The 24,288-nt window shown below is 66.7% G+C and carries 6 protein-coding genes (1 of these 6 only partly in view); 4 read left to right on the top strand and 2 right to left on the bottom strand.

Annotation, left to right across the window (positions count from 1 at the left end; translation table 11 throughout):
- Positions 1 to 89: 89 nt before the first annotated feature.
- On the bottom strand, positions 90 to 1,742 hold the full coding sequence (locus tag ABD156_RS25770; RefSeq protein WP_344278771.1) for an APC family permease: 1,653 nt from the start codon (positions 1,740 to 1,742) through the stop codon (positions 90 to 92).
- Positions 1,743 to 1,907: 165 nt separating this feature from the next.
- Positions 1,908 to 2,264, bottom strand: a complete 357-nt coding sequence (locus ABD156_RS25765) for a GNAT family N-acetyltransferase (protein WP_344278768.1) — start codon at positions 2,262 to 2,264, stop codon at positions 1,908 to 1,910.
- 983 nt (positions 2,265 to 3,247) lie between these two features.
- Here ABD156_RS25765 and ABD156_RS25760 point away from each other — a divergent pair.
- The 4 genes from ABD156_RS25760 to ABD156_RS25745 form a co-directional block, all read left to right on the top strand.
- Complete coding sequence (locus tag ABD156_RS25760) at positions 3,248 to 4,048, top strand: hypothetical protein (RefSeq protein WP_344278765.1); 801 nt, start codon at positions 3,248 to 3,250, stop codon at positions 4,046 to 4,048.
- 77 nt (positions 4,049 to 4,125) lie between these two features.
- On the top strand, positions 4,126 to 4,485 hold the full coding sequence (locus ABD156_RS25755; protein ID WP_344278763.1) for a thiol-disulfide oxidoreductase DCC family protein: 360 nt from the start codon (positions 4,126 to 4,128) through the stop codon (positions 4,483 to 4,485).
- Positions 4,486 to 4,631: 146 nt separating this feature from the next.
- The gene (locus tag ABD156_RS25750) at positions 4,632 to 5,027 is read left to right on the top strand and encodes a YbaB/EbfC family nucleoid-associated protein (RefSeq protein ID WP_344278760.1); all 396 of its coding nucleotides are present in this window, start codon (positions 4,632 to 4,634) and stop codon (positions 5,025 to 5,027) included.
- Between the two features lie 28 nt (positions 5,028 to 5,055).
- Positions 5,056 to 24,288, top strand: the 5' end (the start) of a protein-coding gene (locus tag ABD156_RS25745) for a hypothetical protein (RefSeq protein ID WP_344278757.1). It continues 24,303 nt past the right edge of the window; 19,233 of the gene's 43,536 nt are visible here — the first part of the coding sequence; its start codon is at positions 5,056 to 5,058; its stop codon lies beyond the right edge, outside the window.

Here is a 24,288-nt window from a genome sequence, read left to right as displayed (position 1 = left end):
GCCCTTTCGGACTCGGAAGGGCGGTGGAGGAGTCAACCGCCAACGCGGAGAAGGCCCCCACCGCCTTCGTGAGCGGACGTCCGGTTCGCTCAGTCAGTCACGAGTTCGAGCGGGGCGGCCTCGTCCTGTCCGACGGCCTTGGCTACAGCGTCGGCGGACAGCGCGGATGCGACGGCCAAGCGGAAGACGAGCAAGCTGAAGACGGCCACCGCGGCCAGATCGACCCACTCAGGGAGCAGGTTTTGCGCGCCGCCACCGTAGCGCCCGCAGTAGCCGAGGAGACCTGTTCCGAGGAGCCACGGGCCGATCCAAGCGGCCGACCGCACGTCGAGCCGGGGGCGTTCGGCAGGGGGCGTCATCGCGCGGTTGATGCCGAAGACGACCGCGCCCGCCCCGATCGCCACGAGGATCTTCCACGTCACGTCGAACCCGCCCCAATAGATCACCAGGTTCGCCGCGACGAAGCCGACCGGAGCGAGCAACCAGGGCACCGGCAGCCGGTACGGGCGCGGCCGCGCCGGGTCACGGCGACGGAGCGCGGCCAGGGAGACCGGCGCGAAGGCGTACATGATCGCAGTCGCCGAAGTGATCACACCGACCAGTGACTGCCAGCTGGGAAAAGGAAGGAACGAGATCTCCCCGATCACGAAGGCCAGGCCGATCGACCAGAGCGGCACGCCCCGGACGCTCAGCCGCCCAAGGGACTGTGGGAGGACGCGTTCGCGGCCTAGCGCATAGGACAGCCGAGCCGACGTGCCCACGTACACCAGGCCGGTGCCAGCCGGGGAGACAACCGCGTCGGCGTAGAGAAGGTATGCCAGCCAGCCCGCGCCTGCGATAGTGGCGAGAGTCGCGTACGGTCCGAAGTCGTCCTTGGCGATGGGGTCCGTCCAGCCGTGGCTCAGATTCGCCGGGTCGAGACCGCCGATGAAGGCGACCTCAAGCGCGATGTAGACGATGGTGCCGATGACCATCGCGGCGATGACCGCGCGAGAGACGTCGCGCTGGGGGTTGCGGGCCTCGCCGCCCATCTGGATTGCCTGCTCGAATCCCTGCAGCGCGAAGACGACGCCGACCGGAAGCGCGGCGAAGATTCCGTGCGCGCCGAACGGGGCGAAGCCTCCTCCGGCAGTGAAGTTCCCCGGGTGGAAGTTCAGCGTCAGCAGAACGACGACAGTCAGCACGGGAACCGCGATCTTCCAGATCACCATTACCGAGTTGCTCTCCGACATCAGCTTGACGCCGACGATGTTGACCACCGTGAAGACGGCCATCAGGAAGGTTGCCCACACGAGTCCGCTGCCGGTCAGGGTGCTGTCCGCGTGCAGGAGGTTCAGGTGGTCCTTGACCCATGGGATGTTGTCCAGATAGGCCAGGCTCGCCTCCACTTCGATCGGCGCGATCGCCACCGCCTGCAGCCAGGCGGCCCAGCCCGCGGTGAATGCCGCGAGAGCGCCGAAAGCGAACGCCGGGAACCGCGCGGTTCCGCCGGCGACCGGATAGGCGGAGCCGAGTTCGGCGTGGATCAGAGCCAGCACAGCGAGCATGATCGCCGCGAGCACCCAGGACAGCAGTGACGCCGGCCCGGCCACCTTGGCCGCTTTGAGCGCTCCGAGCAGCCAGCCGGAGCCGATGATCGATCCCAGTGAAACGAACATCAGGCCGTAGAACCCTACAGTTCGCCTGAGTGATTTGTGCTGACCGTTGCTTCGGCTAGTGGGCACAGCAGGTCTTGCAGGCATTCGCCACCTCAACTTCCGCGACGCAGGTCGATGATTCGCGTTCGGTCGCGCCAAGGATGTTGAGTCCCGCGGGGGTCGTAAACCCGCGTTCTGCCACCTTGCCCGAGCACACTCGAAAAGTTTGTTCGTCTCTGCGCCGCAAGCGATATCGGTGCGCCGAGGAGGTCAGGCGGCGGCCGGTCTGTGTGCGCTGCCGACAGGGCCGGTCAGCGAGATCACCGCTTCGACGACACCGCAGTCGGGTGTGGAGAACGTGACCTGCGGGCACGCTCTGGCGATGATTCGGTGTACGCGGACGTTCGTAGTCAGAACCTGGGCGGTGATCGTCGTGATGCCCGCGGCTTCCGAGGCGATCTGGAGGCGGTCGATCAGCTGGGATCCGATTCCTTTTCCTTGCCAGCGGTCTTCGACCAAAAGGACCAGTTCGCCGCTGGTCTTGCCGTCCAGCAGGACCGAGCCCACTGCGACGACGTCGCGGTCCTGGGCTTCGGCGACCAAGCTGAGGTGATCGGTACGGGTCACGAGTTCCTCGACGTGGGCGACGCCGGCGTCCCGCGAGAAGCCGAGGAATCGGGCATGGAGCGAAGTTTCTGAGCAACGGGCAAGCATTGCCCAGAGCGCCGGTCGATCGGTCTGCTGGATTGCGCGGATCCTCCAGGACTCACGGAGAGCGGGGTGATCGATCATGGCATGTCCTAACTGGCGGGAAGGCGAGGTCTTCGGCGAGGGCGGTCGAAACCAGAACCTGTTCGTGAGGGAAGAAGCGGCTTCAGGCAAATCGGAGATCGCGGCACGAGGGGCTGATCTGACTCGCGTCCGGCGGACGCCTGCGAAGACGACGGCAGCGATCGCGTCGGCGAGCGAGCTGAGGCAAATGACAGGCTTTCGGAACGGTGGTGCGCGTCCCGGCAAGACGACCGCAACAACCTCGACCTCATGAGAAAGCCACTGTGCCCAACAGAAAATGGCTTGCCTGCCCGGTGCCCGGCTGCAGAAAGCCCTACCCGATCCGAGCAGCTTGCGGGCGCGGTTCGCGCCGAACGGACTATTGCTCGCCGTGCTGGCGGGGCATCTGACCGGCGGGAAGCGGCGCTCACGAAATCGCACCTCCTTGCGCTGCCTGACTGTGCACGATCAGGGAAGCAACGGGCGGCACCGCGGATCCTGGTGCCGCGACGGGCTTGCCCTGCCGACCGGGATGTTCCTGCCCTCAGGGGGAATCGCGTCCGCAGAGACTGGGCCATTCGGCTGATCCCTGCGGGGCCGGCTCCTTGCCCTGACGCGAACCCGGCTGAGCTGGCGGCATAGCCGCAGCAGCCGACCTCTCCGGTGCGAAAGGGAACCCGTTGCGGCGACGAAAGAACTCGGAAGCTGTGAGCGACCTAACAGGATAGGTCTGCGGGCCCTCCCGTCCGGTGCGGAGCTGCCGTGCAATTGCCGGCATCCGAGCAAGTCCCGCATCTCGACCGATTTTCTCGGCACCAGCAGAATGAGGTGAGTACGCCGTGACGAAGGCCCCGACCGAACCGCAGCTCGAACCCAAACTCCCGGTCATGTTCGGCCGGAAGCCCCGGCCGCCTCTGTTGTCGACCCTCCGATTCGGAATTCTCTTCGCCGCCGGCACGGCGCCGGTGCTGTCGATTTCGTTGTATGTCTTCGGTGTCCTGCCGATGACCGTCGCCGCGGCCTTCCTGGTCATCCCACTGGCACTGACCGCGGCGGTGTTGATTCTCCGTCGCTCGCCAGAGGCCGTGTGGGCGGGCCGCGGGGTCGTCGCCGGGTGCTTTGCCGTCACGGCTTACGACGCGGTGCGGCTGCCGCTGGTGGCGACGAACGTGTGGCCGGACTTCATCCCGAGGATGGGCGGCTGGGTGCTCGGGACTTACACCAACGAGGTGTTCGTCGGATACGTCTGGCGATTCCTCGGGGACGGCGGTGGCATCGGGTGCGCGTACTTTCTGTTCATCGGCGCGCTGGCGGTTGTCCGTCCGAAGCTCGTGGCCGGGCGTCCCGTGGCGTTGTCCGTCGGCTACGGCATCTTCATCTGGACCGGGCTGCTGGTCACTGTCGTGGTCGCACCCCGAGGCGAGGAACTGCTGTTCGCATTGACGCCGGCGAGCTTCTCGCTCAGCCTCCTTGGCCACCTCATCTACGGAGGAGTGCTCGGTGTGTTCCTCCGTGCTGTCGTGCGAAAGCAGCGCCCAAGGACCTCGGTCCTGGCGGCACAACGTATTCCGCGGCAGCGAGAACGTTCTCCGGAGCTGATGGGCACCACGAGCCATGCGGAGGACCGGATCGCCGGTTGATGGGCGAGGCCCGTGCGAACGGTGCCTTCCTGCGGCTGGTCGCGGGAAGGCGTCGTTCATGGTCGAGAGGAGGATCGATGGCGCTGCTGGTGTTCGATGGTGACTGCGCCTTCTGCTCGAGGTGCGCGGAGTTCGCGGCCCGGTGGGGCATCAAAGCCGACATACACCCGTGGCAGCGGCTCGATCTCGCTGCTGCGGGGGTGAGCGAAGAGCGTGCCCGGCGCGAGGTGTTGTGGCTGGGCGACGACGGTGTGGTCTCTGGTGGCGCGGCCGCCATCGCGGCCGCGCTCCGGACACGGGGCGGTATCTGGTCGCTGTTTGGCCGTTCGATTCAACTGCCGTTCGTGCGTACGATCTGCGGCGGGCTCTACCGGGTCGTCGCGGCGCACCGGCATCGCCTTCCGGGAGGAACTGCTTCGTGTCGTCTTCGCGATTGACTCGCAGCACGTCGCCTACGGGCATTCGAGGGTAGTAGTTCGCTGTGCGACAGGGCAGTCTGCGGCGTCGGGGATGTTGATCGGTCCGTCCCGCCGACACCATGCACAGCACCAGATGGAACCTGCGATTGTGCGGAGGAGGAGCGATGGATCCCCGGACCGAGCTCGAAAGCTTGTTCGCTTCCCTTCGCGAACAGCAGGCAGCGATGGTCGAGGCTCGGCGCAGCGCATTGGCGATCTCGGCGACCGCGACCGGCCCTAAGCGTGCCCTCACCGTGACGGTCGACGCACGGGGCGAGGTGACGGAACTGGCGTTCCCGACCGAGGCATACCGAACGATGGCCCCGCGGGAACTGGCCGCGCTGATCCAGGACACGATCGGTAAGGCTCGCGCTGATGTCGCCAAGCAGATGTCCGAGGTGATGGCGCCGTTCGTCCCGGAGGGACTCTCGTTCGACGATCTGATGAAGGGCAAGACCGACTGGGAAGCCATGAGCCCCGGGCTGCCTGACGACCTCGGCGACCTTTTCGGACGACCGTGACCGCCTCGTACACGACTGGCGCAGCGCGATGAGCGATCCTCTGCACGGCGAGAACCACAGCCTCGACCTGTTCGTCAAGCTGGTGACCGGGTCCGATCGCCCGACCGGGGACGAGCAGAAGCTGTGGGAGGCCGGCCAGCAGCGCAGGGATCTCGCGGCCAGAGTCACTTCGATCGTCGACGAACTGCGCAGGATCCAGCAGGGCGTGACAGCTCCGGACACGATGGCTGGCAAGGGCGGCTCGGCCGCCTCGGCGAACCTCGGCGACCTGGTCTCCAACGGCGAAGACATCGCCAAACAGTTGGAGCAGTACGGCTGGTTCATCAGCACGTACGGATCCCAGGTTCAGCAGATGCGCGTTTCGGCGTACATGATGGGTGCCTTCCTGGCGGTGCAGTTCGCCTCCCTGTCATGGCAGTTCTACTTGTTCCTGTCGACGGGAAATCCGGTCGCTGCTGCGCTGACCGCGGCGATCTGGCAGCGCCTGGTCGCGGCCACCCAGATGACGTGGAAGAGCTTCTTCGCCAAGATGCTCGTGAGCATGGTGAAGACGGCCGCGATGCTGTCGCTGCCGATGGTCACCATCGACGCGATCACCCAGGGCATCCAGACCAGGCAGCACCACCGCCAGAACATCGACGGCGATGCATTGCTGCAGACTCTCCTCGGGACAGCCGCTTTCGGCGGCATTCTCGGACTGCTGGCGCCTGTGCGCGCGTTGCTGCCGGAGTGGAAGAACCCCATCCAGCGCGGACTGCAGGAGTTGCTGTTCAACATGGGCAGCGGCGGCATCGCCGGTCTCGGTACGTTGGGGATCGAGAAGGCAGCACACCCGGACATGGAGGTGAGCGGGCTCGACCTCCTGTCGTCGTTCACCGCCGGCGCGATCGGGAACATGGGCGATCCGGCCGGGCTCATGGAAAAGATACTGGGCAAGGTTATGCCCAAGAGCCTGAGCGATGCGATGACCAGCCTGGAGACGAGCGCGGAGAAGGCACTCGTCGACGGGTTCACAAGGGTGGAAAAAGCGTTCAGCGGTTCGGATGCGCCCAAAGTTCCGGAGGCTGAAGGCTTCCAGCCCCTGCCGGACCACCCGCCTGTCTCCACTGATGACATCGGCTTCGAGAACACACTGACCGGCGAAATACACACGTCGCTGCCTTCTGACGCGGACGCGTCTGTCCGGACCTCGAGCGACTTGCACTCGACAGAGTCGCTCGTGTCCAGCGAAGACCATTCTGCGGCCGACCGGCCGGAGGTGTCCCACTTCGACGACTCCTCGGAGTCCACGCCGTTGTTGTCCGGGCACGATGCCACGATCGCTACCCACGCGGGCGAATCGGCGCCAGCGGATTCGGGGCACGGCACCCGGCCGGTAGCGGGAGAAATGCCCGCTACCGCGCAGTCGAGTGCCAGTCATGATGGTGCCGCGCTTGGCGCGGACACGACTCACAGTCCGGGCAACTTCGAGGCATCCAGGCCTGTTGACGAGCCGGTTGCGAGTGCGCTGCCGGGCGGCGGGCCCGAGGCGACGCAGCCTGGCGGTGAACAGGCCGTGGCGACGCAGTCAAGCGGCGCGCATGACGTCGGTCATCCTGGTGGTGAGCAGGCCTCGGCGACACAACCGGGAGCTGGGCATGCGGCGCCTCAGCACAGGGAGCCGATCCCGACGCAGTCGAACGCTGCGCACGAGGCCACGCGGCCCGGTGGCGAGCCGTCGTCTGGAGCGCAGCCGAGCGCTGCACACGAAGTCGCGCGTCCCAGCGGCGATGCGAACTCCGCGACCCAGGCACCTGGAAGCTCCGACGCAGTGCGGCCTGCTGTCGAGCCGGCCGTTGGCGGGCCGCCGGGAGACGGACCAGGCCCCAGCCCGGCTCGCAGCGACTCAGCGGTGCCGGACCGGAGCTTCGGTCAGGACGCACTGCGTCCGGCCGGTTCGACCAGTTCGGCCATCCACCCTGCCGACGTCCCAGCTGCGACCGCTGGGACGTCGGCGAGCCCGCGGGCCGAACAACCGATGCCCCTCGTGCCTGGCTCCGAAGCGGGTCCGCTGGCGGCCTTGCACGCCCAGGCGCTCGAGGCACTGAAGTCCGGATCGACCGACGTCAGTGCGCTTCGACAGCCTGAACAGCCAAAGGCCGAGGGCCTGCTGCGTGGCGCACCGACGCACGCACAGGAACTGCGGGCGCAACGCGTCGACGACCCGCCCGTGCCGCCGGCTTCGCCAGAGCGACCGGAGACCAGTTCGCGTCCGCGGAAGAAGTTCAAGGGCACGGTCGACGTCGAACTGGCCAACCAACGGCCGGCGCTTGAGTCCGAGGCTGAGCGTGGCGTGCAGTCGGACGGGGAACCGTCGCAGGAGATGCCTGTTGAGACGACAGGCGGCGCGCTGCCTCGTCGGCCGCGGGTACCCGGCGTCAACGAAGTGTCGGCGTGGGACGAGGGGTTCCGTGCCGGGCTCAAGCCGCACGAGATCAGGCGGGCGTGGGAACACGTGGAAGGTCCGGACGGCGGGGCGAGCGGCGGGGCACACCAGCGGTTCGACGAGTTCATCGCGGATCCGCGCGGATTTCTGGACGACCACACGCCGCTCGAGCCGTCCGACGTGTCGGCGGTGCTCGACGCCGATCCGGTAGCGTTCAGCCGCACGACCCTCAAAGACCTGGTCGGTGAGCAATTCGACGCCGGTCTGGAGCGGTACTTCCGCGAGCAGTTCGAGGTCTTGCGCGAGAACCTTCTGCACAGCAACGACTTTCCAGCGTTCGAAGAAGCCTTCGAGACGCTGCGCGACGACGCGCGGCACATGCACAACGATAACGTCGCGAACCAGGACTTCGACGAGATTCTGACCGGCTTCAGCCACGTCGGGGCTGAGCGCGCCGAGGCGATCCGGAACAACTTTCTCGACGAGGTCGCGCGTGCGGCCGAGAGCTCGGCGAGCGACCCGGATCTGCTGTACCACAGGCTGCTTGACGATGTCCGCCAAAGTCTCAGCGAAAACCTGTGGAACCCGGCGACGGTGCCGACGGTCAAGGGACCGCCGGAAGAGAACTTCATCTTGCCGGTCGAAGGAGGCGCACTCGACGCTTTTCTCGGGACGCTCGACCAGGGAGGACCGGAGGTCGCGAGGCTCATCATCGCGTCGTCTCTGCCGACCGGGGAGGTCGACGCGGTCACTGTGAACCGTCTGCTTCCCGAAGTGGTGGGCGGCGAACCGGGGGAGAGAGTGGGTCGTCTGCTGGACCACATGTCCGACGGACTGTCCGCGAAATATCTGGAGGACGCCTTCGAAGGCCGGTGGCAAGAACATTTCGCGCCCGCGATGGAATACGTCCACTCGCAGTTGCGCGAGCACATCCGGGCAGAGGTCGATTCCGTTACGCCGCGCGAAGGCGTGCCGATCGACGACGGGGCTGTGCGCGATCTCCGGGACCGGCTGATTGCCGCACCGGATCAACTGATGACCCAGTGGGTTCGTGACGAACTTCCGGCGATGGCTCAGCTGGACTATACGACGATCACCAACGAGTTCCCTGAATACACGCCCCCTGGCGGCGCTGACGCATTCCAAGCGGAGGTCGCGGGCGCGATCGACGCGGCGCGCAACGGCGATCACGTCAACGTGACTGTGCTCGCCGACGACTACGCCCGGATTCGCGCGGGCCTCAAGTCGCAGGTCGACCATGCGCATGGAGCAGGCTTCGCACGGGACATGCTCTGGAACCAGCTGGAAGGCACTCTCGCCGACCTGGGCATCTCTCCGACCGCGGCCGAACGGCTCGCAGTGAGCGACCACTTTGCCGAGATCGCAGCGCGTACGATGGACAGCGGAGACCTGGCCGGTCTGACGGAAGCGGCATCCCGGATCCGGGACAATCTGACCCGCCCGCCGATGCCTGAGGAGGGAGCGGATTTCCCCGACGCACCAGCGATGTCCGTTCTGGACTCAGTGCTGCGCGCGGACCTGAATCGTGCGGTGCAGAATACCGGTCTCGTCACGAAGATGCGCCTCACCGGCGAACACCTCGACAGCGTGTACCAGCAGGTGATGCACGATGTCGGCCGACTCGCCGAAGATGTGTCCATCGACGGCTGGGTGCAGGTCGACACCACCCGGTTGATGGAGGGCTACCAGGCGCTGCGGGACTCGCTAGCCGATCGGCTGCTCGACGTGACCGGCGGGACGACGGAGCCGCGCGGCTTGGAGCCGACGCCGACAGAACGCGACATCGCGACCGCGGCCGCGGAGCTTGCGCAGCGAGTGCACGGCCAGCTGGAGTTCTCGCTGGGCGAGCGGGGTCTGCCAGAGGATGTCGCGACGCGGCTGCACAGCGATCTCACATACGCGGCGCAGGACGCGATCGCACGGTCGAGCGACCCGTGGTATGGCGTCGACCAGCGCCTTGCGGATATTTACGGCAGCGATCTCGTGCGTGCCGTCCCGCATATCGTCGAGAGCGCGCGAAACGGTGAGCACAATGGTCTTTCGGGCTTCTTCGAGGATCTCGCACCGGCTGAGCCGCCGCGTTCGGCAGATCCTCTCGAGACCCTGAGGCCGACACTCGAAAGCGACGCGCTGCCGCCGCCGGGAGCGATCAGCGAACTGGTGGACCGCTACGGCGGCCAGCTTTCCGACACGGACGCGGCGGCGCTGCGCGGCCTCCACGGCCGGCTTGCCGACTTCCACGCACGTGCGCAGGAATCCCTCCGTGGCGTCGTCGATCGAGAGCTTGCCTCGTTTGACCACGAGGTCGCGCATCGGGGCCTTGGCGAGATCGTTGGGGACGAGCGGGCGAAACTGCAGAACAAGTTGGAATCCGATCTTGCGGACGGGCTCGCCGAGCAACAGCGCCTCGGCGCTGAGATCGACAGATTGGCCGACCTGCTCGCTCGTGATCAGGAGTATCGCGAGTCTCAAGCCCACCTCACCGAACTCAGCAATCGAGTCACGGATTTGCGTGATCAGCGCTTCGCAGCCGCGCAGGGCGAGCAGCACGAAGCTGTCCAGTCGCTGCTCGACCGCGTCGACGCGCTAAAGAGCCTGGTCGGTGACGGGCCGCTGCCAGGCTCGGACCTGACGGCGTTGAACCATCTCGTCAACGATCTCGGCGAGCTCGCGGGCGTCCGCACTCCAGCGGACCCGGCGCTGCTCGACGAGCTGCGGAATGCGGAGATCGCGCAGGTCGAGGCGGAGTGGGAGCATGGCCGCCCGCTCCGAGGACAGGATCGGCTGACAGACCTTGCCCAACAGATCCGCGAGTTGCGCGCTGGCGAAGGAGTCGGGCCCCACCTAGAGGACATGTACGTACACCGCGCGGACCTAGTCGTGCGCGCGTTCGAGCGGGAGTTTGGCTGGCAGGGGGCGCGGGATGCCGTGCACCGCCGATTCGAGGGGATGCTCGAGCACGATCGCGTCGTAGAAAACGATCAGACAATCGCGAACGGGCATATCGACCGCCTGCTCGACGACGGCAGGTTGGCGCGATTCGGACTGTCCGACGCGGAACTTAGTGCGGTCCGCGACGAACTGCGCGGTCGGTTCACCTACCTCGCCGACTCGACGCTGCATGGTCCGGACGGAGCCCTAACCGCCCCGAGCGATGCCTGGCATGACGCGCGGATCGAGTGGCTGCGCCGGCTCCCCAGTGAGATTGCCACCGTGGCGAGTCGCGTGCACGGGTCGGACGCGGTGCGCGCCGCTTTCGACACTGCGTTGCAGGACTGGGTGACGCACGACCCGATCACTGAGCTGCTCGGTCCGAACCGCCCTCGGGACAACGGATGGGTTGCCGAGAAAGGCTTCGAGGAGTTCGTTGACTCCGTGCGGGGGTCATGGCGCAAGCTGCATGACGCCTTGCCGGACGGCCCGGAACCGTTGCGCGAGGGACTGGCCTGGGACCAGCATCTACGGGCGCATCTGGACGAGCTGCCTGCAAAGCTCGACGCCTGGCAGCGGCAGCATGCTGACAACCTCCGCGTCGAGGACGCCTTCGCCCGCGCGTGGGAGGTCCACACCGGCGCAGTGCGCCCGCAACCTCGCGGCGACGTGACTGTGTCCCTCGGCCACGAAGGAATGCAGCAAGCTTTTGACAAGGCACTCACGTCGTGGATGGACGACCGGATCGGGCAGCTGGAACTGGATCCGTCGCTGGGGGTGCCTGGCTTCGCGCAACAGGTGGCGGAGAAGTTCCGGCGGGCGGTCGAGTCCGCCGAGCCCGCGGAATGGACCGAAGCGATAGGTCGGCACGCCGCGGATCTGCCCGCACAGTTCGACCGTGAGCTGGGACGCCTGAACGACCGCCTGGCAGATTTCGGCACCGGGCCGACCGAGGCGGGGCACAGCGCTGCGGTGCGAGCCGCGCAGCAGCTCGCCGATGACATCGCGGCGATGCAGCCGGGCATCGACCGGTTGGCCGAACGCCTCCACAGCACTTCGGACGCGGAGCGCGGCGAGCGCCCAGCTGTTGTCCAGGACGTGCTGCGCAAGCTTCGCTTGGAGCAGAGCCGGCTGCGCGACCCGTTCAATCACGATCTCGACCCGGGATTCGCGGACGTCCTCCGGCAGTTGGAGGGCCAAGCGGACCGGTTGACGCCAGCCGAAGCGGAAGATGCGACGACCTGGCTCGGCAAGCTGCGGTCGAACTACGAACGCGAACTCGCAGTGCTCAGAGCCACCATCGCCGAAGTGCGCGACGGCGCGCCGGAGGGGCAGCTCTACGCATTCCTCAGCGACAAGGTCAAAACGCTGCCGGACGGCCGCCAGGTCTTCCACGACCCCGATGCCGGGGCGCTGGCGTATCTGCGTGAAACGGCTAAGCGGGAATTCGAGCGGACGTTCCTCAGCGACCGGCGGCCGGTGGCCGAGAAGTTGGACGAGCACGCCGGCCGGCTGCCCGACCTGCTGCGGGACGTCGAGAAGCGCGAACGGTTCGTCCAAAATCACCTGCCGGACCTCTCCGGCCACGACCTCAGTCCCAGCCAGCGACAGCGCGTCCGGATCGACTTGGAGCACGAACTTCGCTCGATCTACCGCGACGAGACCGCCTGGCGCGCAAACAGGGGGCTCGGGGACGCGGTGAAGGGCCTTGTCGACGTCAGGTCGGGCGAGTTCTCCGGTGATGTCGGCCGAGCCGTACAGGATTTCACCTCGGCGGTCGATCGGGTGAAAGGCCTAGACAGCAGCCACCACGCCGAGCTGAACGCGATCGCCGACAAACTCTCGCCGCGTGTTCGGCTAGACGGCGCTCTCGCCGACCTGCACAGCCGAGTGATGGAGGCGGACCTCGCTGAGGGCGGCGCGAAGCTCGACGGAATCGTGACCGAACTCGGCCGCATCCAGCGTGTTCCAGCGCTCGATCTGCTCGCTCCGGACGGATTGCGCGCACCGGAGATCGACGGTCCGTTGGCTCCGGAGCAACGAGTCGAGGTCCTCCGCGCGCTGGATGCGGTGAAACAGCGGCTCGACGAACTGACGGTCGACTACCTCGGCACGGAGGCCGGGCCGATCGAACTGCCGGCCGAGGCGGCTCATCGGCCCCTGGACGAACGCCTCGATGACCTGCGAAGAAACGTGACGGGCCGGGCTGGGCTGGAGCGGCGGCTTGGGGACGAGCTTCACGAGGGTGGCGAGCGGTTCGCCGCGCTCGACAAGTTCGGTCTCGGCGAGAGCCTGGTCGAGCGCAATGCGCGGCTGTACCGCGAGGAGCTGGCGCGCGCATTCAACCGGCACGTCGCCGTAGACGCTGAACTCGGCTTCGGGGACATCGAACGCTGGATGGCCGATGAAGGCCGATCCGACTCGCTGGTCCCCAGTGATGACGCTTTCGGCCGCGGACGCGCGGACGCGCCCACGCCCGGCGACGAGCCAAGGCCGGTCGAGCCGCCGACCGTCGCGTTGCCACGCGACCTGGCGCCGGACCCCGTGAGCGAGGCGACAGCCCTGTTCGGCACAGTAGAGGCGAAATTGCCGGGCGGGCGTGTCCAGGTTCCGGTGCAAGAGATGCGGGACAAGTTCGTGTCGGACTACGCCCAGCGGATCCAGCAGCCTCTCACGGTCGACGATGCCGTGCGCAATGTCGCCGAGCGCGCCAGCTTGGCAGGCCAACTCGAGACGCGGCTGCATACCGCACAAGCCTTCAGCGACCTCGCTGAGCACTACGTCGACGAGATTCCTGATCGCGTCCTTGCCCATGTTCGCGAGTGGTTCGACGGAGAAGCTTCGAGAGCTGAGGCCGACGCGGAGGACCTGCGCACCAGGCTCGACAACGTCATGGAACTGGAAGCGAGCCGGAATGTGGCCCGCGAACAGTTTGTCGAAGACTTTGCCGGGGCGATGTCCGCCAGCGGCGTGGCCGTTGACGCTGAGTTGCTGGACGCGCACGCCGATTGGCTCGATGGCGCGGTCGATCGCGCGGTAGTCGCGTCGGCGATGCCTTCAGGCGAGATCGACCCGCGAGTATACGAGTTCGTCGCCGGCAAGGTATTGCTGGCGAGCGTAGAAAGTGCGGTCCGGGGCGAGTTTCCTTCGCCGGTCGTCTCCGCGCCGGCCTTCGACGAGCTGCACGACGCATTCGCCGACGAGCTTCTGGCCGACTATGCCGACCAATTCCGCTCGCAGCTGCCGATCGGGGTATTCCGCGAGCTTCGGGACCGGCTTTTGTCCGATTCGGATCATTTGCGGGCCGAAGTGCGGCAGCGGATGGCGGAGTTCACGCCGCAGCGAGGTGAAGCAGTCGACATTGCCGGAATGACGGCGCTGCGGGCTGACCTGCTGGGCGCGACGAGCCGATTCGCGGTGAGCGCGCTGGAGCCCGAGCTCGACGAGTTCGCGGACTTGATGTTCAACACGCGCGCCAATCTACGTCCGAGCGCCCAAGCCGACGACGCGATTCGCGGAAAGATCCGTGCCGCAGCGGACGATGTGCGGCAGGGAACGGCGGACCTGGCCGAGCTCGTGGCGAGGATCAACGCCCTGGCCGACGGCCTGGTCGACGTCTCTCCCGCAACGGATGTCGAGCCCGCGCCTGCGGCGACGCACAAAACGGTGCGCTGGGCCGACGTTCCCCAGCTGTGGAATCCTCTCCCGGTCCCGACGCTCAATCCGCCTACCGAAACCATTGTCCTCGACCAGCCGATCACCGCCGATACCGGCGACGTCGACACGTGGTTCGCCCGGCAGACGGGGAATGCGGCCGCCCCGCTGGTCGGCCACTTGCGATCTGACGTCCCCGATGCCGTGCTGGCTTCCTCTCTCGAGCAGTTGCGCCAAGCCGTGCACGAGTTGGCGGAACGCGCGGCGGAGCTGAGGCTGATTCTCGCGGATCCGGCACGTACTCTCGAACTCGCCGAGGTCGAGGCGTCGGGAGGACCGGTCCACGAGTGGATCGCCCGCAATGCCCGCACACTCGACTTCGACGCCGCACGAGCGTACCTAGGCATTGACATCGCGGCGGACACCGCTGCTGCGGTGACCGCATGGCGGACCTGGTCTGCGCAGGTCGGCGGAGTTGTTCAGCGCGTGCAGGCCGCGCAGCCGACTCTCACCGACGCGGGGATCGACCGGGTGCAGGCGTGGTATCGCCACGCGGTCGAACAGGAACTGGAGGCCGCGACCGGCAGCGGAGGCTTTGATCGGGATGCCTTTGCCCAGCGGCTGGAGGGCCTTCGCACCGTTCGTCTGCCCGAGGTGCTCGACGACGTGTCGGGTCTTGCGGAGGCGATGGGACCGGGCGCTGACCAACTGGGCATCGACCAGGACATCACCAGCCGGCTGACCGAACTGGGGCCAATGCGGCGGCTGGTGCCGGGCGGGCTGCCGATTTCGGAACGGATGCACGACGATTTCCGCGACGCAGTCGCCCGGATGGGCACCATGGCGTCGGACGTCGTGGTCGCGAAGGTGGAGACGCGCTTCATCTCCTTCGCCAGCCAGCTCGCCCAGCAATCCTCCGCGCTGGCAGCCTTGCAGCGGTACGAGGGGCTGGTGAGCAATCTCGGCGCAGCTCTGGAGCTGGCGACGTGGACACCGAGTGAGCTGCGCGCGCACTGGACGAGCATCGCCGAAGAGCGGACCACGGCACCCGACGGGGCCGCCGAGCGGGCCGGAGCGGTGAACGCGGCGGTCGTGTCCGCGATCGGCGAGTTCGGTCCGGCGCAGTGGATCGAGCACTGGTTCCGGCACCACGGGGCAGACGTCGGACCGGCGGTTGCGAGCGGTCCGAGCGGGACGACGCTCGATCTCGTCTACGACAGCAAGGAGACCCGAGCACCAGAGCAGCGGGCGCAGGTACGAGACTTCGTCTCCCGGGCGGCGTCGCAAGTCCGCTTGCTCGCACCGCTCTTCGACGGCGTGCGCAACCCGCTCCAGCTCTTGGTGGAAGCCTCGAGCAACGGTCGGTCCGCCGCCGAGCGGCTGAGGAACCTGCGCGCCGATGTGGCGGCAGCGATCACGGACTACAACGACGTCGTTCCGCGAGCTTTCCCGGCCGATACGGTGAAGGTTGTCGGCCGGCTAGCGGACGTCTCGTCCACAGCAGACGCCCCACGAGTGCGAGGACGGCTCAGCATCCGGGTCCGGCCTTCCCTGGTCTCGCCCGAACCGGTGCGGCGACAGATGACGGAACTCGGCCGCGAACCGTCCCCGGCTCGCGCCGGGAATTCCATCGCCCGGTGGCTCCCGGTCGGAGAAGTCGACGGTGCCGAGCGGCAGTTCGCGGAACGCGTCGGGCAGTACACGATCGGCAATGTTCTGGCCCTGTTGCACGGTTCGGCGGCGGCGCCGGCCATCCAATCGGACTTGCTCGACACTGCCGTTGACGCAGCCTTCGCTCTGGTGCAAAGCGAAATCCTCGCCGGAACGCCGAATTCCCAGCGGTTCGTGCAGGCGTACGACGAGATGATGGCTACTGTGGTGCGCGGCTTCGAACAACGAGACCAGTCCGGATCGCCCGTATCACAGGCTGCCGAGACGCGGCCGCCGAATTTCGACGCTTGGTTGAGCATCCGCGATCGGCTGAGCACGCCGGATGATGCCAGCGCCATGCCGATGGACTCGGTGACGGAACTCGCGAAGGCCGACTACCGCATTCTTGAACGCAGAGCACATCACGACCACGATGATGCCGCGGCGGAAGCGTTCGGCGAGAGCGTCGCCGGACTGGCGGCACAAGACGAAGCCGAATTCCACAGCAGCTACGTCGACCAGTTGACGAGTGCGTGGAACGACCTGGTGGCAGCTGAACGCGGTGTTTGGGGCGAGCAGAGCGAGCCCGAATCGACCGGCGAAATCGTTGCCTCTCCCGCGGAGACGCGAGCCTACTTCGCTTGGGCAGCGCAGAATCCTGGGATCCGCGTCGCGCATCTCTCGCTTGTGCCGACGGATGGCGCGGTGCAGCAGAGCGCGACGTTGGACGCGTTCGCGCACCAGGTGGCTGAACTGCACCGCTGGATGAAACCCAAGGTGCGCGGCGGTACCGGTCCGTTGCTCGTGGTGCGGGTGCACCCTGCGCCCGGTGCGGCGCGCGACAGCGACTGGATGCCTGCTCATCTCGGGACGGTGCTGGGGGAGTTGGCGTCGTCCGGCGCGGTCCAGGTGGAAGGCGCTCCGGTGCCGCTGTGGCCGTTGGCGTACGACCGCGGTCGGGTGTTCGTCACCGCTGGCATCACCGCCGAAACGCAGCCGCGGCCTGGCACGACCCTGGCGGAATTCGTGCCAGCCACGCTAGTCGAGGCTCCGGACCGGACACCTGTCTTCCCCGTGACTCGGCCGGTGCTGTCGCCTTGGCTGCCGGAACATCTGCGCGACAACAGCCGCTCACACCAGCATGAATTCGCGTCGCATGTCGACGCGATCGTGCAGCGTGACACTGCCTGGTTCGGCTTGCCGGACAAGTTCGCGGCTGACGTCGCCGCAACGGTGGCGCAAGCGCTAGACCACGATGCCCCGCTATTCCCGGTGCTCGATACTCAATACGAACAGCTGGTGCGAAGGTTCAGCGGCAGCCAACCCGCGACGCTTGCGGAGCGGTCGCTGCCGCCTGCCGTGGCCGACCGCGGGATGGCACGCGGCGGCCACACAGTGGTCGACGTTCCGTTGAGCGGACGCCTCCGTGCCGACACTCTTGACGCGGTACTAGAGATATTCGACGAGGACGCCGAAGCAGCGCTGACTGCGGTGGGGCTTTCAGAGTCACCGTTCGTCGGCACCTTCCGCCAAGTTCTGCGCGGCCAAGTCGCCGCGCACCGTACGGCCAACGCTTCTATTGGCAGCGGCCTGGACTCTTTCTACGGCCGGCATCTCCAGAGTCTCCGTGACGAGTTGGCGCGCGAGGTTCCGGCTTCCGACGCGGAGCAGACAGTGCGGTCCCGGCTGATGTCGGCGATCCAGAACCTTCTTCACGAGCATCCGCTGGGCGAGGACGGCGAAGTCAGTCCCGAGTTGCGCGAAGCGTATGAGTCGGTTCGCGCTGACTTGCCGCAGTGGTGGCGGAACGCGCACCAGGATCCGACGCGGGAGACGTCGGGGCAGGTGCGGATCAGCCAGTTGCCCAGGGTGAGCGAGTTGATGACCTACTCGACGGAGGACGGGTACGGCGCCTTGCGGGCTCGGGTCGGGGAGATCGTCGAAGAGGATGTCCGATTGCTGCTCGGCGGGCGATCACCGTCAGCCGGAGACGACGCCGCAATCGAGTTCTTCCGGACTCAGATCTGGATTGGTTTCGACCGGGTATTCCAATGGCCGCTTGGCACCGGCGGCCGGTGGCAGCGGCGTAGCGACAACAGCTTCGACGAGGACTACTGGAATGCCTGGAACGACCTCCGCGGCAGCCTGATTTACCACGAGCACCAGCAAGGCCAGGAAGCTGATTCTGCCGGTTACGGGGACGACCAGTCCGGCAGCGAGGACTCGATGTGGGCCCCGCAGGGAGGCCTTTCCACTGAGGACTTCACGTCCCGTGTGCTCGTCCTCGGGCGTTCGTCGCGGCCGATCATGGATATGCCGGACGAGGACTGGAGGCTATTCTCCGGAATGGTGCTCGAAGAGGATTTCCGGATAATCTCTTCCGAGTACGAACTTCCTCCTTACGAGTACGAGACATTGCTGGCACACTATCAACTGTCGCTTCAGCAGCATTTTGGCGTCATCGTCATGCATGGCGGAGATATTTCCAATTTTAATACCCATTATTTCGGATTCCGCGACGGGATTCGCGACTATATGGAAAGAACCTACCCGCGTTCGCGGTCTGTTTCGGACGAGTTTGGCGTCTTGCAGGCGTGGCTCGCGCTCGGCGTCGAAGGAGACCTGGCGGCCTCTCGGCAGAAATTCGCGCGGTATTGGACTTCGGACGATCACGCGAAGGTTGTCGGAGTTGAATTCGTCCTCGACTTGATGGATGTGCTGATCGACTTCCCGCTTCTTTCCGACGGCGCGGTCTCGGCTGGGCTTCGTCGGGAGTACCGATGGCTCCTAGCGGGACTGGAGCGGCGATTCGGGCCGCCGCCGGTCTCGCGGGAAACCGGTGGCGCGGTGTGGTTCAGTGGTTTATCCGGAATCAGCGACCACTTGGAATATGAGTCTCCGGATGATCTTGCTGCGTTCCGTGCGCGGATGGAAGAGATCGCCGAGGTCGAGTTCTATATGATTGTCGGCGACGTGTCGCCGACGGTCGAGCAGAATTCTGCATTCGAGGATTTCAAATCAGTCGTCACCCGGGTATTTGACGACCTTTTCACGCTTCCTCGTGGAGATCACGACGTGGCCGCGGTGGTGTTCGACCAGGAGTACCGCAATGCTGTCCTCAGCCTCCAGCGAACGCTCGAAAGCGTCCGCCGGGAGCACATGGACTTCCCGCAAGCGTCGGATGAAGAGCGATTGGCGGTCAGTGAGCGGTTGCCGTTATGGCTGCGGGGCGAACGGGATGATTCAGCCATCGAGAATGCCCTTCTGCAAGCCTTGTGGGAGGACTTCGCCCAGTACGTGGGTGATCCGGCGAGCAGCAGACAGAGCCACCAGCTTTACCAGTGGGCCGAAGGTTCTGTCCGGGAGATCGTTCAGTGGACACAACCTGCCGCGAATGGGCTAGATGTCCTCGACTACCCGTACGATCAGCTGCTGGACCAGCTCTCGTCCAGTCGCGCGAGAGGGTTGCGCCCGCGGCTGAGGCCACTGCCGGAGAACATTGGCGACGACGGTCCGGTCGAGGCGCTGCGCCAGCGCTGGGAGGCATTGGACCTTCCCGGGCAGCGGGCCGAACGGGTCGCCGGCCCGATCGAGGCAGTCTTGCGAGACCTGGGCAGTGCCTATGATCAGCTGGGCGTGGAAACGCATCTGCGGCAGGCGCGCCAGCACGCGGCGGCAGGCGGCAGTGACCGTACGCTTGCTGGGCCGCGGGCAGAGGCCGCTGTCCGCGCACGGCAGGATTTCCTGGACCGTCTCGGTCGCGAGCCGAGGACGCCGGCGGAAATGCGGCTGTACGACACGTTCCTGGCAGCGGCGACGAACGCGCTGGTTCCGGTCTACGAAGAACCGGGTACCTACCCAGCGTTGCTGGCCGAGCTGGACGGCGACATCCAAGGCCTGGTGCCCGCAGACGTGGCAGCGTCGACAGAAGGCGTGCTCATCGCGCACGTCGTGCGCTCCTCCGATACCGAGTTGGTCGACCTGTTCGCCGCGCAGGCGGCGGCCCTGGCGCACGAAATCAACGCAGATTACGCGCCGGAACCGCTGACCTTCGAAATCCAGGTGCGTGGGTCTGGCGCGGAGGAAGTCCGTGTACGGCTAGACGGCCAGCTGCCCAGCGGCATTGTCACCACGGCCGAGGACAGCGAAAGTCCTGAGGTCGAGATGCGATTGGTCGTGGCGAATGATGCGGAGGGATACATCCTCTCCCTTCTGCCCACGCTGCCGCAGCGGCCGCCGGCTCTCGAGCCGGAGCGGCTGCACGTCGAGATCGAGGTCAAGCACGGTGCCGTATCCCTGACGATGTCGGAACCGTGGTTCCGCGAGTGGGTGCCGCGGTTGCGTCAGTTCGCGACGGGGCTGGCCGGTCGTCTGCGCCCGGCTGTGACTGTTCGGCTGGCAGCACCGGTGACCGCGCCGAGCGCGCACCATGCCTCGGTGGTAGTCGGCGGTGCGGCTGACGTGATCAGGCGGGTGGCGCACGACGCGATCACGCAGCAGCTCGCCGTTCTTGAGACGGACCCGCAGTCGCTCGCTGAGGAGTTCATCCGAGGGTGGCGGTTCGACCTGTCCGGTCCGCCGCACACGCGGGGAGAGTTCGCGGACGGGGCGGCGGTCGCGTTCGATCTGATCGTCGACCACGGCGCGCCCCTCGTGACAGCGCCGATCACCAGCGAGCCTTTTCGCGAGGGCGACGGCGTTCTGACGACGGTGCTGCCGATTGTCGGCATGCCCAATCAACACGACCTGGGATCGCTTGAGGGCCAGGTTCTCGGGTTCCTGGACCGAGTCTCCGGACCGGTTGCGGTGAGCTATCACAACAGCCGCGGAGCGGCCGAAGAATTCGGGGCGGACGTCCTCATCGGAGTGTTGGCAGCGCGGTTGTCCGCTCTCGGGCCGGAAGTCGAATTCCGGCATGCGCTCGACGGTCGAATGGTGGCGCCGGAGCGGGTTCCGGACGGGCTGCGGTGGTTGAGACCCGAGTGGTGGGTCGTGCTTTCCGCGGCGGAGCGGCCTGACACCGGTGACGATGCGGTTCCCCGAATGATGTGGTTCGGGGAACGAGTGGTACCGGAGGTGCTCGCGGAGTACCGGGATCGAGACCCGATCGCGTCATGGGGCGAGATCGTGGACGGGCTCGAATACGAGGCTCCAGCTCTTTTCAGGGGGTTCGACGACCGTTTTCCCTCAGTCGAGCATTTCGTGCAAACGCTGATCGGTATCGCCGGGCGGGCGTACGACGAGCAGAACGGGATGGACTGGGACAGGTTCGACCGGGAATACACTGCGGAGCTCAACCCCGCCGGTAACGTTGTGGCCCCGGACCGGCTGGGGCCGGACAGGTACCTCCCGCCTCTCGACTGGGGCATGTACGGCGATAGCCCGGTGAATCTAGGCATTCTGGATAACCCTTCCTTCCAAGGCGACCGGATCGGTGCGGACCCGAGCTGGTTCCCGCCCGATTGGCGATCGTCCGGGCCAGACGAGGACCAGGGTCGCGGAGCGGCAGGCGAGGAACGACCCGAACCCCAGCCGAACGTGGCGGCGCCCGGAGCCGCATTCGAGCAGCCTCTCGAGTGGCAGTTGGCCGAGCCGGAGAATCCAGGGATTCGGCTTCCGCTGTCGTTTGTGGACTCTGCGCAGGTGGAGCGGCTGGTCCAACGCTTCCCCGACAGTGCGGGTGCGATCGAACGAGTGATGGCCTTGGTGGCGGCCCACCGATGGACGCCCGCCGCGGCGTCGGAATGGTTGAACCGGCTCGAACAGCCGCCGGCAGTGCGGCAACCAGTGGCCGGGCGCGGTGGACCGTCCCGGTCGGTTGATCGAACTGGACTGGCGCGGCAATCGTCGAATCGGTTGTTGTTCACGACCGCTACGCCTCTTGGGCGCAGAATCAACGCGCAACAACGCAATGTGGGCTACCTGGCCAGCATGGTCGGTGCGGCGGCAAGGAGTGTGCCGCAACACGGGCTGGACGGTGCGCCGGTGGTCGCGGACCTCGTGATAGCTGCACCGGATCCCCGTGTCCTGGCCGACCGTGCGAGAGAAACGGTGACAGCCGCAGTCGGGAGCATTGCAGGCCTCCAGTTCGAGCTTGTCGTGCGCGAGGTGGCGGGGCCGGTCGCCGAGTTGCGCGCGAATGTGTGGTTCGCGGGCGCACTGCCTGCGGCGGAGAAGCCGATCCCGCGGCCCGATCGATATACAGCGGACCTGGGAGACCCGTCCTGGCGCATCGGGCTCGACGAATGGGCACGGGTGATGGTGCCTGAACTGCTGGCCCTTGAAGGACGTGGCGGGACACCCTCGGTCGTCGTGTCCGACTACCACGCGAGTCGTCAAGACAGGCAGGCATTCGTCGTGGCGTTGCGCGGTGCGATCCGGCAGCACCTGCCGAACGGATGGATGGCGGACGATGTCGGGGTGTACTCCAGCCCGCCGGACATCCGGGACTGGTGGTCGAGTTCGGCCGACGCGGTGCACAGTGTCCGCCCGTTCGATCCGACCCGTGTGTTCGCTCTGCGGTTGAGCCAGTCCGTGCGGCCGGCGGAGACCGACGGCGCCGGTGGGTATTGGGCGACCGTGGTCGTTCCGCCGGGACCGGCAGTTGACGTGCTGGCGGACCAGCCGAGACTGCGGCGGTTCGTACGGACGCTGGCAGGTCAACTGAACCGGATCGTGTCGGAAGGAGTTGACGAGCCGTCGCTGCTGCTGACCGTCGCGCCCATTGTGCCGGACGAGATGACGACCGCGGATCTCCCGAGGGCCGAGCGACTAGCCGACGCGCTTCGCGCCGCGATCACACCGCACATGAGCGTCCCTGGAGGGGCGACGATCGCAGTGGTGCGGCCGGTGGTAGATGCGCAGATCTCCGACGACATCTTCGAGGTGCGGGCGGTCGTGCGCCGGGTGAATGGGCCGACAGCGGTGATCCCGTTCAGCGGCGCGGGGATTTCCTCGGTGTTCTTCCCCGCGATCGAGGCACTGCGGAACGACACCGCTCTGGAGAACGTTCTTCGCCGGCGACACGGCTTGCCACCCGCGCTGATCTCAGCGCGGGTATCGAGCGTTCCCCATACGCTGTCGGAAGAGCAGCGGACAGCGCTGGAGGCCAACCTCTCGCACCACTTAGGTTCGAGCGTTTCCGTCACACAGACTGCGGTGCGCTCGGTGCTCGCACCGCCGCGGATCGTGGTGACGGCGGATCACCGGTTGCCGCCGGCAGTGGGAGTCGACCGGCTGGTCGAGTTGGCTGCGGAGCTCGTGCGACAGAACTCTGATGGCGCGGACGCTATCCACGCCGACGACCTCGGAGAACTGGCCGCGGCGTTGGTGGCCCATGGTGTCCTCCGCGTGACGCAGAACCTGCCTGCCTACCTGGGCCACACTGCCCGGGAGCGGACGGTCACTCCGATGCTGGACGAGTCGCCTTTGCTTCGCAGCGCGCCGAGGGACGACTCGATGGCGCTCCGCGCGGTGTTTCATCATCACCTCAGGCTGTCCGACGTTTTCTCGGACGGAGACCGTGGCGTTGTCGGCGACCTCGCGCAGACAGCGGCCGGCCTAGCCGCGCACCTGGCCGCGCGAGGGAACCAGCCGATACTGAATATTCGCTTCGGCGCTGGCGGTTCATTCGCTGAGGCCGTCATCGCGCATTTCCGCGACGTGCTCGGCAGCGCGCTCACTGAAGACGCGGCGAACGCGGTGCACCTGGACGCTGAAGTGGTCCCCGGTGCCGGTGCTCTTGCCGGGATGACTCTGGTGGCCTCCGGCGAGACCTCCGGCCCGCAGCCGCACCAGCACGAGTTGGACACCCATGAGGTCGACTGGGTTACCGGCGTACTGATGTACGTGCGCGGCTTGGTGCCGGAGATGCGTGCCAACCTGCAGCAGCACGGCGACATCGGCATGTTTCGCATTGCTGCGCGCGCTGCGCACCAAGCGGAGGCATCGACAGTCCGCCACGCACTGAACGACGTGGTTCGAGCCATAGCCAGCGCCGAATTCGAGCTGGCGCTGGGGCCCGGAGACGTGGCGATGACCACCGACGTGCGGCCGGCGCTGCCGTCCCCGGCAGAGCTGGCGGACCGCGTCGCACCGCTGACCTTGCGTACGATTTCGATCCAGCACCACCCGCCGTCCAGCGCCGCCGAGCGGCCCGAGCTGACGGCTCTGCCAGCGGAATGGTGGCAGCAGCGGTTGGAATGGTTCGTCGAGGGACATGGCCGGAACACCGAATACCTGGTGACCGCCGGACCGGAGCACCAGGCCCAGTTGTTCGAGATGAGGCAGACGCTCGGCGAAACGCCGCTCCGGGTGCTCCGGACGGACGAACCCGGCGACCCGGTCATTCGCGTGGCGCCGCCCGGCCGGTCGCTGCCCCGGGCTGCCGTGCGACCGCCGCGGACGCTTCTGTCCACGTCGTCGGTCGACAATGCGTTCCTGGACGAATTGGCTGACCTCAACGATCTGATCGCCGAGTTCGTCGCCGGCGACGTGCCGCTCTTCGACGTCGTCACGCCCGCTGACGCGGAAGCCGGCGAGGCGTTCCACGAACGGGACATCCGCGCCTTGGTTCGGGTC

It is taken from the genome of Amycolatopsis albidoflavus, from assembly GCF_039525725.1.
Classification (GTDB): domain Bacteria; phylum Actinomycetota; class Actinomycetes; order Mycobacteriales; family Pseudonocardiaceae; genus Amycolatopsis; species Amycolatopsis albidoflava.
This window is presented reverse-complemented; position numbering and strand designations above follow the sequence as displayed.